This is a genomic window from Rhodospirillales bacterium, assembly GCA_016699855.1.
Taxonomy (GTDB): domain Bacteria; phylum Pseudomonadota; class Alphaproteobacteria; order Reyranellales; family Reyranellaceae.
In genome coordinates this window covers 2,228,097-2,242,186 of sequence record CP064988.1, presented here as the reverse complement: position 1 = coordinate 2,242,186, position 14,090 = coordinate 2,228,097, and the positions used below count along the sequence as shown (strand labels likewise).

At 72.9% G+C, this 14,090-nt stretch carries 14 protein-coding genes; 8 read left to right on the top strand and 6 right to left on the bottom strand.

The features are described from left to right. The first annotated feature begins 67 nt into the window (after nucleotides 1-67). Entirely contained in the window at nucleotides 68-625 is a 558-nt protein-coding gene (locus tag IPK81_10485; protein ID QQS14541.1) for a cytochrome b/b6 domain-containing protein, read from the top strand. Between the two features lie 35 nt (nucleotides 626-660). Here the strand turns inward: IPK81_10485 and IPK81_10480 are convergent, their stop codons facing one another. The 6 genes from IPK81_10480 to IPK81_10455 all read right to left on the bottom strand — a co-directional run bounded on the left by IPK81_10480 (nucleotide 661) and on the right by IPK81_10455 (nucleotide 6,764). Then, on the bottom strand, nucleotides 661-1,893 hold the full coding sequence (locus IPK81_10480) for a serine hydrolase (protein QQS14540.1): 1,233 nt from the start codon (nucleotides 1,891-1,893) through the stop codon (nucleotides 661-663). Between the two features lie 157 nt (nucleotides 1,894-2,050). Beyond that, complete coding sequence (locus IPK81_10475; GenBank protein ID QQS15051.1) at nucleotides 2,051-2,908, bottom strand: shikimate dehydrogenase; 858 nt, start codon at nucleotides 2,906-2,908, stop codon at nucleotides 2,051-2,053. Between the two features lie 40 nt (nucleotides 2,909-2,948). Then, a complete protein-coding gene (locus IPK81_10470) occupies nucleotides 2,949-3,755 on the bottom strand; it encodes a TIGR00266 family protein (protein ID QQS14539.1) in 807 nt (268 codons plus the stop codon). Nucleotides 3,756-4,263: 508 nt separating this feature from the next. Further along, nucleotides 4,264-4,758: an RDD family protein gene (locus IPK81_10465; protein QQS14538.1), complete on the bottom strand. Its 495-nt coding sequence runs from the start codon at nucleotides 4,756-4,758 to the stop codon at nucleotides 4,264-4,266. A 143-nt stretch (nucleotides 4,759-4,901) separates the two neighbouring features. Beyond that, entirely contained in the window at nucleotides 4,902-5,369 is a 468-nt protein-coding gene (locus IPK81_10460; GenBank protein ID QQS15050.1) for an RDD family protein, read from the bottom strand. A 366-nt stretch (nucleotides 5,370-5,735) separates the two neighbouring features. Then, nucleotides 5,736-6,764: a COX15/CtaA family protein gene (locus IPK81_10455; protein ID QQS14537.1), complete on the bottom strand. Its 1,029-nt coding sequence runs from the start codon at nucleotides 6,762-6,764 to the stop codon at nucleotides 5,736-5,738. Nucleotides 6,765-7,631: 867 nt separating this feature from the next. Between IPK81_10455 and IPK81_10450 the strand changes: the two genes are divergently transcribed. The 7 genes from IPK81_10450 to IPK81_10420 all read left to right on the top strand — a co-directional run bounded on the left by IPK81_10450 (nucleotide 7,632) and on the right by IPK81_10420 (nucleotide 14,083). Beyond that, the gene (locus IPK81_10450) at nucleotides 7,632-8,210 is read left to right on the top strand and encodes an OmpA family protein (GenBank protein ID QQS15049.1); all 579 of its coding nucleotides are present in this window, start codon (nucleotides 7,632-7,634) and stop codon (nucleotides 8,208-8,210) included. Nucleotides 8,211-8,377: 167 nt separating this feature from the next. Next, complete coding sequence (locus IPK81_10445; GenBank protein ID QQS14536.1) at nucleotides 8,378-8,875, top strand: hypothetical protein; 498 nt, start codon at nucleotides 8,378-8,380, stop codon at nucleotides 8,873-8,875. Between the two features lie 67 nt (nucleotides 8,876-8,942). Then, entirely contained in the window at nucleotides 8,943-9,830 is an 888-nt protein-coding gene (locus IPK81_10440; GenBank protein QQS14535.1) for a branched-chain amino acid ABC transporter permease, read from the top strand. After that, nucleotides 9,827-11,593, top strand: a complete 1,767-nt coding sequence (locus IPK81_10435; GenBank protein QQS14534.1) for an ATP-binding cassette domain-containing protein — start codon at nucleotides 9,827-9,829, stop codon at nucleotides 11,591-11,593. Before IPK81_10440 ends, IPK81_10435 begins: the two co-directional genes overlap by 4 nt. After that, entirely contained in the window at nucleotides 11,590-12,312 is a 723-nt protein-coding gene (locus IPK81_10430; GenBank protein QQS14533.1) for an ABC transporter ATP-binding protein, read from the top strand. The genes IPK81_10435 and IPK81_10430 overlap by 4 nt, the downstream gene beginning before the upstream one ends. Continuing rightward, nucleotides 12,312-13,313 carry a formylglycine-generating enzyme family protein gene (locus IPK81_10425; protein ID QQS14532.1) on the top strand — a complete coding sequence of 334 codons (1,002 nt, stop codon included), beginning with the start codon at nucleotides 12,312-12,314 and terminating at the stop codon, nucleotides 13,311-13,313. The genes IPK81_10430 and IPK81_10425 overlap by 1 nt, the downstream gene beginning before the upstream one ends. Beyond that, on the top strand, nucleotides 13,310-14,083 hold the full coding sequence (locus tag IPK81_10420) for a sulfite exporter TauE/SafE family protein (protein ID QQS14531.1): 774 nt from the start codon (nucleotides 13,310-13,312) through the stop codon (nucleotides 14,081-14,083). Before IPK81_10425 ends, IPK81_10420 begins: the two co-directional genes overlap by 4 nt. Nucleotides 14,084-14,090 lie beyond the last annotated feature (7 nt).

Sequence of the window (14,090 nt, the reverse complement as noted above, 5' to 3'; positions counted from 1 at the left end):
GGAGTCCCATTGCTGCCAGCCTCTCGTTCCGTCCCGCCCCCCGGGCGTCGATCCGAAGGAAGGCCGCATGCCGTCGATCTTGAAGTTCCTTCGCGCCTACCACGCGGTCCTCGCGATACTCGTCGTTCTGGCCTACGCCACCGGCGAGACCGGCCGGATACACGCTTGGCTTGGCTATGGGGTGGCCGGCGCGATCGTGTTGCGGCTCGTCGCGGCGGCGACGGGGCTGCGTCACCTTGGACTGTCTCGCTTCTATCCGATCTTCGACGGCCTCAAGCTCGGCAACGCGATGACCCACCCGGCGATCAGCCGCACGCTGCTCGCGGCCATCGCGGCCTGCCTGATCGGAGTGACCGCGAGCGGGATCGCGATGGACCGCGGGCGGGCGATCGGCGTGGCCACGATCAACGCGCCCGCGCCGCCCGAGGCCGGCGGAGGCGAACGTGGATCGAGCGGCTCCGGGCGCCGCCGCGATGCGGATCGGGGTGGCGGGGTTCTCGACGAGCTGCACGAGTGGTTCGCGAATCTGCTGGTGCTCCTGGTCGGCGCGCACGTCGCCTATCTGCTTCTATTCAAGCGCCCTCTCGCCCGCTTCATGCTGTTCATCGACAAGCCGCGCTCGTAGCCGCCTACGCGAGACCGGCCCGTTCGCGCGTCCTCTCACCAGCTCCCGCCGTGGTGCTGCACCAGCGCGCGCCAGAGCTGGTCGCGCTCGGCGCCGAAGCCGTCGGTCGAGCTGTTCGCCTCGCGCTGCGCCGCCGTGATCACCAGCGCCAGCCGTAGCTGCGGATCGACGAAGATCGACTGCCCGAACACGCCCAGCAGGGCGAAGCGCCGGACCTTCGTGGGGTACGTCCAGAACTGGTAGCCGTACCCGAAGTAGGGCGTCGCGGTCCGGGGTGCGAAGGCGGCGGGATGCCGGGTGAAATCAGTCGCCTCCCGCAGGTAGTCGCGCGGGATGATCTGGCGGTCGTCGCGGGCGCCGTCGTCGGCCAGCAGGATCGCCAGCCGTCCCCAGTCGCGCAGCGTGGCGTTGAAATTGCCCCAGGCGTACTCGACGCGACCGGGGTCGACCGTCCACGTGGCGTCGGCCTCGGCGCCCATCGGCCGCCACAGCTTCTCCGCGACATAGTCCGACAGCGTCCGCCCGGTCGCGCCGCGCACCACGAGGCCGAGCGCGATGGTCTCGACCGAGGCGTACTGGAAGCGCTGCCCCGGCGGCAGGTCGCGGGTCGAGAAGCCGCGCAACGCCGCGAATGTCCCCTCGCGGTGCTGGCGCAACACGTATTTCATGAGGTCGTCGTTGCCGTCATAGCGCTCGCTGAACTTGACGCCCGACGACATGCGCAAGAGCGCCCGGATCGGCGTCTCGCCGTAGGGCGCGCCGGCCAGCTCGGGGACGTAGACGGCGGCGTTGTCGTCCAGCGACTTGATCAGTCCTTCCTGGAGCGCGATGCCGACCGCGATCGAGGTGATCGACTTGGCCATCGAGTTCGACAGGAACCGGTGCGCCGGCGTGCGGTCGTACTGGTAGCGCTCGATCTGGACGACGCCGTCCTTGATCACCATCAGCCCGGTGATCCGCCGCCGCGCGAGGAAATCGTCGATCGTGCGGCCGGCGTAGACGTAGGCCGGCGTCTCGGCGGCGGCGGGCAGCGGCCGCGGCGCCTCTGCGCGCGCCAGCGTGTTGTGCGGCAGGATGCTGTCGAGCTGGCTGAACGAGCCGACCCGCACCTTCTCGTCGGCGAACCACGTGGCGCGCGTGCCGACGGGATAGCCGAGCCCCTTGCCCAGCAGCTCCTCGTCCGGCGCCGCGCGCGCTATCGAAAGCCCGCAACATGTCAGCGCGGCGGCGACGAGGGGAATCCAGATCCGCGCGCGGGTGTCGGTCATGTCGCGTCCCTTCGTCGATCGCGGCCGTCGGTCCGGCGGATGCGCCGCGAGCATGGTCGTCGGCGCGCGACCGGTGCCGATCCTGCAGCGCGTCCGGGCGTCCGCTATCGCGGACCCTGCGGGCGTCCGCCGCGGCCTCGGCGGTTCGGTCTCCGCGTCAGCCCCGCGCCGCGATCACCGCGTCGAACGCCGCCGCGACGGCGGCGTAGGGCGGCGTCGCGCCGGAGAACAGCGCGAAGGCGTCGCACGCCTGGTGCACGCACAGCTCGCGTCCCGTCATCACCCGGCAGCCGCGGTCGCGCGCGGCGAGCAGCAGCGGCGTCCATAGCGGGTTGTAGACCGCGTCCGCGACCCAGAGGCCGGGCCGCAGCAGGCCCGCCGGCAGCGGCAGGTCGCGGTTCGGCAGCATCCCGATCGGCGTGCCGTTGATCAGGCCGGCGGCGCCGTCGAGCGCGTCGGCGGCGTCGCGGGCGACCACGACCCGCGCGCGGCCGGCCAGCGACACCGCCAGCGCCTCGGCGCTGGCGCGGTCGCTGTCGAGCACGCGCAGCTCGACGACGCCGCGCGCCGCCAGCGCGAAGGCGGCGGCGCGGCCGACGCCGCCGGCGCCGATCAGCGCCACGGGCCGGTCGAGCGCGCCGCCGACCACCTCGTCGAAGGCGCGGCCGAAGCCGGTCGAGTCGGTGTTGTGCCCGGTCAGACGGCCGTCGCTGGCGACGATCGTGTTGACCGCGCCCATCGCGTCGATGCCCGGCGCCAGCGCGTCGAGGAACGGCAGCACGGCGGCCTTGTAGGGGAACGTCACGTTCATGCCGCCGAAGCCGAAGGCGCGCACGGCGTCGAGCAGGGCGCGCAGGCGCGTCGCGTCGGCGCCGGGCACGTCGATCAGCTGGTAGTGCACGCGGAAGCCGGTCGCGTCGCCGGCGGCGCGGTGCATCGCCGGCGCCGCCGAATGCTTGATCGGGGAGCCCAGCAGGCCGAGCAGCAGGGGCCGCGCCTCGACGCCGGCGGTCATCGCGTCGGGCACGGGCCGGCCCCCGATGGATCGGCGACGGTCAACTGTTGTCGCCGTCGAACACGCGGCCGAGGCCGCCGAGCACGCTGCCTTCCTCCTTGCCGCCGCCACCGCGCTGCGGCGCGGCCGCGAAAATGCGCGACGCCAGGCGCGAGAACGGCAGGCTCTGCAGCCACACCGTGCCGGGACCGGTGACCCGGGCGAAGAAGATGCCCTCGCCGCCGAACAGCGCGGTCTTGATGTTGCCGACGTACTGGATGTCGAACTGCGTCTGCGGCGTCATCGCCACGAGGCAGCCGGTGTCGACGAACAGCGTCTCGCCGGGCTGGAGCTCGCGCGTCATCACCGTGCCGCTGCAGTGCACGAAGGCCAGCCCGTCGCCCTCGAGCTTCTGCATGATGAAGCCCTCGCCGCCGAAGAAGCCGACGCCGATCTTGCGCTGGAAGAAGATGCCCAGCGACACGCCGCGGGCGGCGCACAGGAACGCGTCCTTCTGGCAGATCAGCGTGCCGCCCAGCGTGCGCAGGTCCATCGGCAGGATGGCGCCGGGATAGGGCGCCGCGAACGCCACCTTGCGCTTCTGCGGCGTCGGGTTGCTGTAGACCGTGGTGAACAGCGACTCGCCGGTCAGCAGCCGCTTGCCGGCGCCCATCAGCTTGCCCATGAAACCGCCGCCGGCGCCCGGCGCGTCGGCCCGCCGGCCGTCGCCGAACACCGCCTCCATGGCGATGCCGGCGTCCATGTACATCATGCTGCCGGCTTCGCCGACCGCGGCCTCGCCGGGATCGAGCTCGACCTCGACGTACTGCATCTCCTGGCCGTGGATCTTGTAGTCCACGATGTCCATGCCGACGCCAGGCTGAGGCGGCGGCGGAGGCGCGCCGTAGGGTTGCTGCGGCGGATAGCCTTGCGGCGGATACCCGGGCGGCGGGTATCCCGGTGGATACCCCGGCGGTGGATACCCCGGCGGCGGCGCGCCGTAGGGCGGTTGGCCTTGGTAGGGTTGCTGCGGCGGATAGGGAGGTTGCGGCGCCCCCTGCGGGCCCGGGGCCGGCGCGCCCCATTGCGGCCCCTGCGCGGGCGCACCGGGCCCTGGAGGCGGCGGCGGACCGCCGGACGGAGGAATCCACGATGGCATGTGCAGGCTCCCGCGCCGCGTTGGACCGAATGCGCCATCCTAGCGTGCCATGCCATCGCGTTCGAGGGGGATGCGATGCGCGCCCTTCGCGGGTGAACGAACGCCTCCTGTCATCCCGAGCGCGGCGAGGGATCTTTCCGCATCCTCAAGATCCCTCGCTGCGCTCGGGATGACGGCTTGGAGTCGCTACGGCGTGGCGCCGCTCTATCGGAAGGGCTCAGCGCCGCACCACCAGCGTGCCGGCGATGCGGTCGTGGATGGCGCGTTTGCGGTACGAGAACAGTAGCATCAACGCCGAGATCGCGCTGCCGATCCCGAGCAGCGCGTGGCCGACCGCCTTGACCAGCAGCCGCAGCGTGGCGCGGCCGAAGCTCAGCCGCGCGCCGTCGACACCGACCACCTTCAGCCCGACCAGCCATTTGCCGACCGTCGCCTGCGGCCCGAAGCTGAGCATCAACGCCTCGTACAGCCACACCGTCAGCAGCGCGATCGGCGTGTTGCGTCCGAGATAGGCCAGCGTCTCGGCGCGCTTCGCCGGATCGTCGAGCGACAGGCCGGGTGCCAGCAGCGAGCGGCCGAACGCCTCCAGCGCCAGCCCGACCAGGATCGCGACGATGAAGTTGTCGACGACCAGCGCGATGAGACGGCGCCAGAAGCCGCCGTAGCGCGCCGCGATGAACGGCGCCGGCGCCGTGGCGGGGACGTTCGACATCGATTCGCACTCCGTGGTGGCGCGGCGTCGGCCGGACGCGCGCGCAAATCGGATCGATTCCCGTGCGGTTCAAACGGCGGCGCCGGGAACGAGAAAGGGCGCCCGTCGCCGGGCGCCCTTCGCGGCGGATTCCGGACCGCCGGTCAGCTCTTCACGACCATCGTGTCGCCGATCATGTCGTGCAGCGCGCGCTTGCGCTCGGTGAACCCGGCCATGATGTAGCCGATCGCGAACGGGATCATCGGCGTCACGATCGCCTTGGCGAAGTGGCGGCCGGTGGCGCGGCCGAACGACAGCCGCGTGCCGTCGCCCTTCAGCACTTTCACGCCGACCATGCGCTTGCCGAGCGTCGCGCCGGCGGCCGAGCTCAGCATCAGCGCCTCGTAGAGCCAGCCGATGATGATCGCGATCGGGATGAAGATCAGGAAGGCGCCGGCGGCGCCGGCCGCCGCCGCGGCGATCGCGGCCTCGTCGTTGGTCGTGCTGGCGCTCATGATGGCGCCGAACGAGCCGCCGAACAGGATCGCCATCAGGATCATCATCGGGATTCCGATGATGATGCCGTCGACGAGGGCGGCGATGAAACGGATCCAGAAGCCGGCCGGCGCCATGCCGGTCGCGGCGCCGTAGCCCGGCGGCGGATAGGCGGGCGCACCGGGGTAGCCCGGCGGCGGATAGCCGCCCTGCTGCGGCGGGTAGCCCTGGCCCGGTTGCGGATAGCCCTGCTGCGGCGGATAGCCCTGACCCGGCTGCGGGTAGCCCTGTGGCGGCGGATAGCCGCCCTGCTGCGGATAGCCACCCTGTTGCGGATAGCCGGGATGCGGCGGCGGCTGCTGTTGCGCGCCCCAGTTCGGCGGTTGCGGCGGCTGGGCCATGCTTGTTCTCCCCTCGCGGCCTCGCCGCGTCGTTGTCCCGGTGCGGAGCGTAACATCGTCGCACACCATCTGCCATCATCGAAGCGAGGGAGCGCTCCCGCGCTACCGCCGTGGCGGTGCGAGACGGCAGGCGAGCAGCGTCAGCGCGGTCAACAACAGGAAGGCGCCGGCCTGGTGCAGCGTCGCCAGCGCGATCTGCGCGCCGCTGAGGATGGTCGCCACGCCCAGCGCGAACTGCAGCGCCACCATCGCGCCGGTCATGTTGGCGGCCGGCCACGCGCCGGCGCCGACATCGTCGCGGCGCGCGCGCCACCACAGCGCCAGACACGCGATCAAGGTCGCGGCCGCCAGCAGGCGGTGGACGAACTGCGTGCCGGTCTGCGTCCCGACGAAGCTCAGCCACGCCGGCTGCGTGTCGATGAGTCCCGGCGGTAGCCAGTAGCCGGACATGGTCGGGAAGGTGGTGTGCACCTGGCCGGCGCGCAGGCCGGCGACGAAGGCGCCCCAGACCATGGTCGCGGCGAGCAACCCGATGACCGCGAAGGTGAGACGCAGCACGCGACCGTCGCCCGGTCCGGCCGGTCGCGCGGTCCGGGCCGGAGCCAAGCGGAACACCAAGGCCATCAGCCAAGCGTAGAGGATGGCCGCCAGCGCCAGATGCGCGGCCAGCCGGTAGTGGCTCACCGACGGCCGGTCGATCAAACCGCTGGCGACCATCAGCCAGCCCATCAGGCCTTGCAGGCCGCCCAGCGCCAGCAGACCGAGGAGATGCGGCGTCAGGCCGGGCGGTATGCCGCGACGCAACATGAACCACAGCAACGGCAGCCCGTAGGCCAGCCCGATCAGCCGGCCCCATAGGCGGTGGAAGTACTCCAGCCAGAAGATGCCCTTGAACTGCTCCACGGTGATGCCGTGGTTGACCAGCCGCCCCTGCGGCGACGCGGCGTATTTCGCGAGCTCGGCCTGCCAAGCGGTATCCGTCAGGGGTGGTAGCCAGCCCGTCACCGGCCGCCAATCGACCATCGAGAGTCCGGATTCGGTCAACCGGGTGAGCGCGCCGATCACCACCATGGCGAAGACCATGGCCGCGACCACCGCCAACCAGCGCCGGATCGGGCGCGCGTCGGGCATGCCGACGGCCGATTCGATCAGAGGCAGGGACGGGGCGAAGGGTGGCGGCGCCATGGCCCGGGTTGTGGTCGGCGACCCCGGCCAAGTCAATCGGCCGGCGCGCCGTCCGCCCACTGTTGCCGTTGTGCAACTACATCTGGAAAACGACGGTGAGTATTGATTCAATGGGAGGATACGGTTGGATGTGGGCGCCGCTTCCGGTACTTTCACGGCAGTTCCGCGTCGATTGCGGTGGCCGATATTATTGCTCCTACGGAGATCGATATGAAGAAGCTGATGTTGTCGGGCGTGGCGCTCGGCGTCCTTGTTTCCGCCGCCGCGCAGGCGCAGGTCCAGTCCGGCCCCGGTTTCTTCGGCTACATCGATGGCATGTACGTGATGCCGGCGCGCTCCGGCGGCACGGCGTTCGTCGACCAGGCCAACACCAACGTCAATCCCGGCGACGGCTGGGGCGCGGGCGCTGAGTTCGGCTACCGCTTCGACGGCGCGTGGGACATCAGTCTGGGCGGTCGCTACATCGACTTGAGTCGCGGCAAGGGCGAGACGGACGGCGGCGGCGTCGACCAGATCTCGGACGCCAAGACCTGGCACATCGACGGTACGGTTGGCTACACGATCTCCGGTCCCGGGTGGGGCGTCCGCCCGAACCTCGGCGTGCGCTACCAGCGTTTCACCTACGATTTCAACTTCATCCCCGGCGTGAGCTACCAAGGCAAGGCCTGGGGCATCGGTCCGAAGATCGGCGTCGACGGCTCGCTGCGTCTGACCGAATCGATCAGCCTGTTCGGCGCCGTCGAGACGGCGTTCCTATTCGGCAAGATCAGGGAATCGAACAACGTCGGCAACCCCAGCGACAGCCGCAGCCGGATGTTCTGGAACATCGGCGCCAAGGCCGGCCTCGACTGGGAGGTCGCGCCGCTGTTCCACATCGCCGCCGGGTACAAGGTCGAGTGGATGGACGGCGTCTACTACGACTGGCTGACGCCGAACGTGGGCGTTGGCAGCCCGCGGGGCCGTTCCGGCCAGTTGATCCACGGCCCGTTCGTGCGTCTGGCCTACAACTGGGGCGCGCCGCCGATGGGCGCGGCGCCGATGCAGCCGCCGCCGCCCGCCGGCAAGAAGAGCTACATCGTGTTCTTCGACTTCGACCGGGCGCTGATCACGCCGACGGCCGCGACGACGATCAAGCAGGCGGCGGCGGACGCCAAGGCCGGCAAGTCGACGCGCCTGGACGTGACGGGCCACGCCGACAAGTCGGGTGGCGACGCCTACAACATGGCGCTGTCGCTGCGTCGTGCGAACGCGGTGAAGGACCAGCTGGTGCGCGAGGGCATCCCGGCGAACCAGATCGCGGTGGTGGGCCGTGGCGAGTCGATGCCGCTGGTGCAGACCGCCGACGGCGTCCGCGAGCCGCAGAACCGCCGCGTCGAGATCGTCCTGAACTAGGCCCGGGCTTCCGGGCCAGGACACGGAGAGCCGCCCCTCGGGGCGGCTCTTGTCGTTTCGAGGTGTCGCATCGGTCGCATGGACGCGTCCTGACCGCTCGTGGTGTCATGCCGGCGCGCGAGGGACGGCGTCGATGCCGCGCTCCGTCCGGCGCCGGAGGATCCGCGATGCCCTCGAAAGCGATGAAGCGCAGGACGCTCGCCAAATGGCAGACGGCGGCGCTGCGGACGTATTTCGACCACCTGTCCGGGCCCGCCGCGCCCGAGCCGGCGGCGGACGTCGAGCCGATGCCGCGGCGCTCCGTCGTCGCGCGCCGCTGGTTCCCCTGGGCGGGCGATTTCGAACTGCCTGGCGCCGACGGCGGCATCGTCGTGAAGCAGATCTCGGTGCTGGTGGTGCACGGCGCCTCCAACGTCGAGGGCAAGACCGGCGTCGCGTGGCTGACCTTCGACGATTTCCCCGCCGTCCTGTATCCGCAATGCGACGACCAGACCGAGGGCGAGCTGCGCATCTGGCTGCATCTGCGCGGCAACCAGTACGACGCCGTCCGCGCCATGCTCGAGCGCCTGTCCTCGGGCGCCGTCATCGTCGACTACTGGGAGCTCCACAACGAGGGCGGCCGTCCGCTCAAGCAGGGCGGCGTGTTCGGCGACCAGCGCCCCTGATCCGCGGCCGCGGGCGTCCGCGCCGCCGCCCCTTCGACTTGCCCGGCGGCGCGCCGTATAAGCGGACATGCCGACGGCGCAGCTCCTGCTCAACGCGCTCGCGCTCGGCGCCGCCTACGCGCTGGTGGCGCTGGGCTTCGTGCTGGCGCTCAACGCCGCCGGCGCCGTCAATTTCGCGCATGGCGACGCGGTCATGCTGGGCGGCGTCGCGGCCGTGGTCATCGCCTCGCTCTGCGCCGCCGCCGGCCTGCGGATGCCGGGGATCGCGCTGCTGCCGCTGGTCGTGGTCGCGTCAGGCGCGCTCGGCCTGCTGATCGCGGCGCTCGGCTACTGGCCGCTGCGCGACCGGCCGCCGGCCTCGATGTTCGTCGCCACCATTGCGCTCGCCGCCGTGTTCGAGCAATCCGCCACGGCGTTCTTCGGCCCCGAGCCGCGCACCGCGCCGCCGGTGTGGGACGGCGCGCCGTTCACCGTCGCCGGCGTCGCGCTCGGCCGCCAGCCGCTGGCGGTGGTGGCCGTCGCGGCGGTCGCGCTGGGCGGCGTCTGGCTGCTTCTGGAGCGCACGCAGACCGGCCGCCGGCTGCGCGCGGTGGCGCAGGACCGCGAGATGGCGCGGGCGCTGGGCATCGGCGCGACGCGGCTGATCCTCGGCGCCTTCGCGCTGGCGGGCGCGCTGGCCGGGCTGGCCGGCGCGCTGCTCGGCCACCAGTTCCTCGTGCTCTCGACGCAGGGGCCGGGCTACATGCTCAAAGCCTACATCGCGGCCGCGCTGGGCGGCTGGGGCAGCGTGCCCGGCGCGCTGCTGGCGGCGCTGCTGATCGCGTTGTTCGAGACCTTGGTGTCGGCCGCGCTGTCGGCGGTGTGGGCCCAGGCGGCGCTCTACGTCGTGGTGCTGGCGATCCTGCTGCTGCGGCCGCGGGGGCTGTTCGGCGAAGCCGTCGGCCGGCGCGCGTGAGCGCCGCGGGCGGTCTCCCCGGCGCGCTCGGGCGCGGCGCGACGCCGGCCCTGCTGCTCGCCGCCGTCGCCGCGGCGGGCGGACTGGCGCTGGCCGGCGACGGCTACGCGGTGCGGCTGGCGACGCTGGCCGGCGTGCAGGCGCTGCTGGTGCTGGGCTACCAGCTCGTGTTCGGCCACGCCGGCGCGCTGTCGTTGGCGCAGGGCGCGTTGTTCGGGCTCGGCGCCTACGCCGCCGCGCTGGCCTCGCTGCACGCGCCGTGGGCGGCCGCGATCTCGCTGCCGTTGGCGGCGCTGGCTGCGATGGCGGTCGCGGCGCTGGTCGGCGCCGTCGTGCTGCGGCTGGAGACGCACTACTTCGCGCTGGCGACGCTGGCGGTGGCGCAGCTCGTCCATCTCGCGCTGGTCAATCTCGAGACGCTCACCGGTGGCGCCAACGGCATCGCCGGCGTGCCGCCCGCGGCGCCGTTCGGCCTCGGCGTGGCGCGCGGCTGGCCGACGTTGCTGCTGGTATGGTGTCTGTTCGCGGTGGCCGGCGTCGCGGTGACGCGCGCCTTCGCCGGCCTGCGCGGCGCGGTCTCCGATCTGGCGCGCGAACTGCCGCTGGCGGCCCAGTCGATCGGCGTCGACGTGGCGGCGCTCCGCTTCACCGCCTTCGTCGCCGGCGCCGGCCTCGCCGGTCTCGCCGGCGCGCTGCACGCCCACGTCGTCGGCGTCGTGTCGCCCGACGTCGCCGACATGCCGGTGATGGTCGCCTGCCTGATCGCCACGGTGATCGGCGGCCGCCGCTCGGTCGCCGGCGCGGCGCTGGGCGCGATCCTGCTGACGCACGCGCCGGAGTGGTTCCGCTTCCTCGAGAACCGCCACCTCATCGCCTTCGGCCTGCTGGCGCTGCTCGTCGTCATCGCCATGCCGGAGGGCCTCGCCGGCGCGCTCGACGCGGTGGCCGCGCGGCTGCGCGGGGCGCCGATGCGGTCCGCGACGCCCCGGTCCGCCATCGTGCCGTCGCGGGCGGCGCCGACGGGCGGCGCGGCACTGCGTCTGGAGGCGGTGGTCAAGGATTTCGGCGGCGTGCGCGCGCTCGACGGCGTGTCGTTCGCGGTGCCGGCGCGCGCCGCGGTCGGTCTCATCGGGCCCAACGGCTCGGGCAAGACGACGGTGGTCAACGTCGTCACCGGTCTCGTCGTCCCCGATTCCGGTGGCGTCCAGTTGGGCGCGATCCGTCTCGACGGCCGTGCGCCGTTCGCGATCGCGCGCGCTGGCGTCGCGCGCACTTTCCAGCACGCCGAGCTGCCTGCGGACGCGTCGGCGCTCGACGCGGTCGCCAGCGCCGCCGCCGCCGGAACGCCGCGGCCTGCCGATTCCGACGCCCGGACGGCCGCGCGCGCGGCGCTGGTCCGGATCGGCTTCGGCGACGGCGTCGACATCCCTTGCGGCGCGCTGCCGGCCGGCCGCCGCCGGCTGGTCGAGATCGCGCGCGCGCTGGCGACGCGGCCGGCGCTGCTGATCCTCGACGAGCCCGGCGCCGGATTGTCGCCGGCGGAGCGCGCCGACCTCGCGGCGCGGCTGCGCGCGGTCAACGCCACCGGTGTGGCGCTGCTGATCGTCGACCACGACGTGGCCTTCCTCGCGGCCTGCGTCGAGCGGCTGGTCTGCCTCGACCGCGGCCGCGTCGTCGCCGACGGCCCGGTCGCGGCGGTGCGGCGCGATCCCGCCGTGCGCGCGGCCTATTTCGGCGACGCCGCGCCGGAGGCCGCGGCGTGACCGCCGCCGGCCTCGTCGTCTCGGGCCTGACGGTGGCCTATGGCGGCGCCACCGCGCTGGACGACCTCTCGCTGGAGGTCGCGCCGGGCGAGGTCGTGGCGCTGCTGGGCGCCAACGGCGCCGGCAAGTCGACGACGCTGCGCGCGGTCATGGGCCTCGTGCCGGCGCGCGGCGGCCACATCCTGCTCGACGGACGCGCCATCGATGCGCTGCCGCCGGAGGGCCGCGCCCGCGCCGGCCTCGGCTACGCGCCGGAGGGTCGCCGCGTCTTCGCCGGTCTCACCGTGCGCGAGAACATCGAGGTCGCGGTCGACGACACGGCGTACGAGCGGCGGGTGCGCGTCGACGCGCTGTTCGGGATGTTCCCGGCGCTCGAGGAGAAGGCGTCGGAGCGGGCCTGGCGGCTGTCCGGCGGCCAGCAGCAGATGCTGTCGATCGCGCGCGCGCTGGCGTCGGGTCCGCGCATCCTGCTGCTCGACGAGCCGTCGCTGGGGCTGGCGCCGCGCGTCGCCGACGAGGTCTTCGTCCAGCTCTGCCGGATCGCCAGCGAGGGCGTCGGCGTGCTGCTGGCCGAGCAGAACGCCGTGCGCGCGCTGGCGCTCGCCAACCGCGCCGTCGTCCTGAACCGCGGCCGCGTCGCGTGGCGCGGCGAGGCGCGCGATCCCGACGCCCGCGCGGCGCTCGATCTCGCGCTGGCGCCGGCCGGCGGGACGCCGTGATGCGAGGCGGTCTTCTCCTGGCGCTGCTCGCGGCGCTCACCTGCGCCACGGCGCGCGCCGAGGGCGACGCGCCGCCGCGCGCGTTCCGCGACTGCGCGGATTGCCCGGAGATGGTGGCGCTGCGGCCGGGAACGTTCCGCATGGGCGCCGGAATCGACGAGGAGCGCCGCGAGCTCGGCGGCGACGCCATGGTCGGTCGCGAGGGTCCGCCGCGCGACGTGCGCATCCGCAAGGGCTTCGCGATGGCGCGCCACGAGGTGACGCGCGGCGAGTACGCCGTCTTCGCGCGCGCCACCGGCCGCCGCGCGCGGCTGGATTGCGAGTATCTCAACGCCGAGTTCGCGTGGACGCGGCCCGGCGGCCTCTCATGGGAGCGCACCGGCCTGGACCAGGACTCCGATCATCCCGTGCTGTGCGTGTCGTGGGACGACGCGGCGGCGTACGCGGCGTGGCTGGCGCGCGCCACGGGCAAGCCCTACCGCCTGCCGAGCGAGGCGGAGTGGGAGTACGCGGCACGCGCCGGCACGACCGGCCCGCGCTACTGGGGCGACGATCTGGCCGCGACCTGCATCAACGCCAACGGCGTCGACCGCGATTGGCAGGGCCGGCGCCGCGCCGATTCGCGCGACGCGGTCTGCGCCGACGGCCACGCCGGCACCGCGCCGGTCGGCCGCTTCCAGCCCAACGCCTTCGGGCTGCGCGACATGCTCGGCAACGCCGCCGAATGGGTCGCCGATTGCTGGCATCCCACGCACGCCGGCGCGCCCGACGACGGCGCCGCGCGGCTCGACGGCGATTGCGGCCGGCGCGTCGCCAAGGGCGGCAGCTGGAACAGCGCGCCGGAGCTGCTGCGCGCCGCCAGCCGCCTGTCCTTCGCCGGCGGCGGGCCGAACCGCTACACCGGCTTCCGCCTCGCCCGCGACCTGCCCGACATCGTCGCGTCCATCGCCGACGCGCGCCGTCGAGGCGGCGCCGGGCGCCACCCGCCGAGAGTTCCGTGATCGAGTCCGCCTTCGCCTACGTCGCCGGCCTGTTCGCCGGCACCGGCTTCTGGTTCCCCGCCGCCGTCGTCCTCGTCGCCGGGTTGATGCGCGGCTTCGCCGGCTTCGGGTCGGCCATGCTGATGGCGCCGATCTTCGCCATCGGTTTCGGTCCGACCGGCATGATCGCCACCGTCGTCGCGATCGAGCTGGCGGTCAGTCTCCAGCTCTTCCCGGCCGCGCGGCGCGAATGCGACTGGCGGATCATCGGTCCGATGAGCGTGGTCGCCTGCCTCGCCATGCCGCTGGGCGTCTGGCTGCTGTCCAACGTCGACAAGAACGCGATCGTCACGGCGGTGTCGGCGATCATCGTGGTGTTCGTCGTCGTGATGGCCAGCGGCCTGCGCTGGCGCGGCGAGCGCTCGGTGGCGGCCGGCGCCGCCGTCGGCGCGCTGTCGGGCATGATGATGTCGGTCACCAGCGTCGGCGGGCCGCCGGTGCTGATGTACCTGCTGGCCGGCAACGATCCGCCGGCGCGGCACCGCGCCAACATCATCGTCTACTACATGGCGACGCATTTCCCGCTGATCGCCATCATGTTCTGGAGCGGCCTGGCCGGAATCGACGCCATCGTGCGCGGCATCGTGCTGCTGCCGTTGATGCTGGCCGGTTCGGCGGTCGGCACGCGCCTGTTCGACCCGACCCGCGAACGCCTCTACCGCGGCGTCGCGCTCGCCATCCTGTTCTGCGCCGGCGCCTTCGGGCTTCTGCGCGGTTTCCTCCCCGTCTAGGAGACCC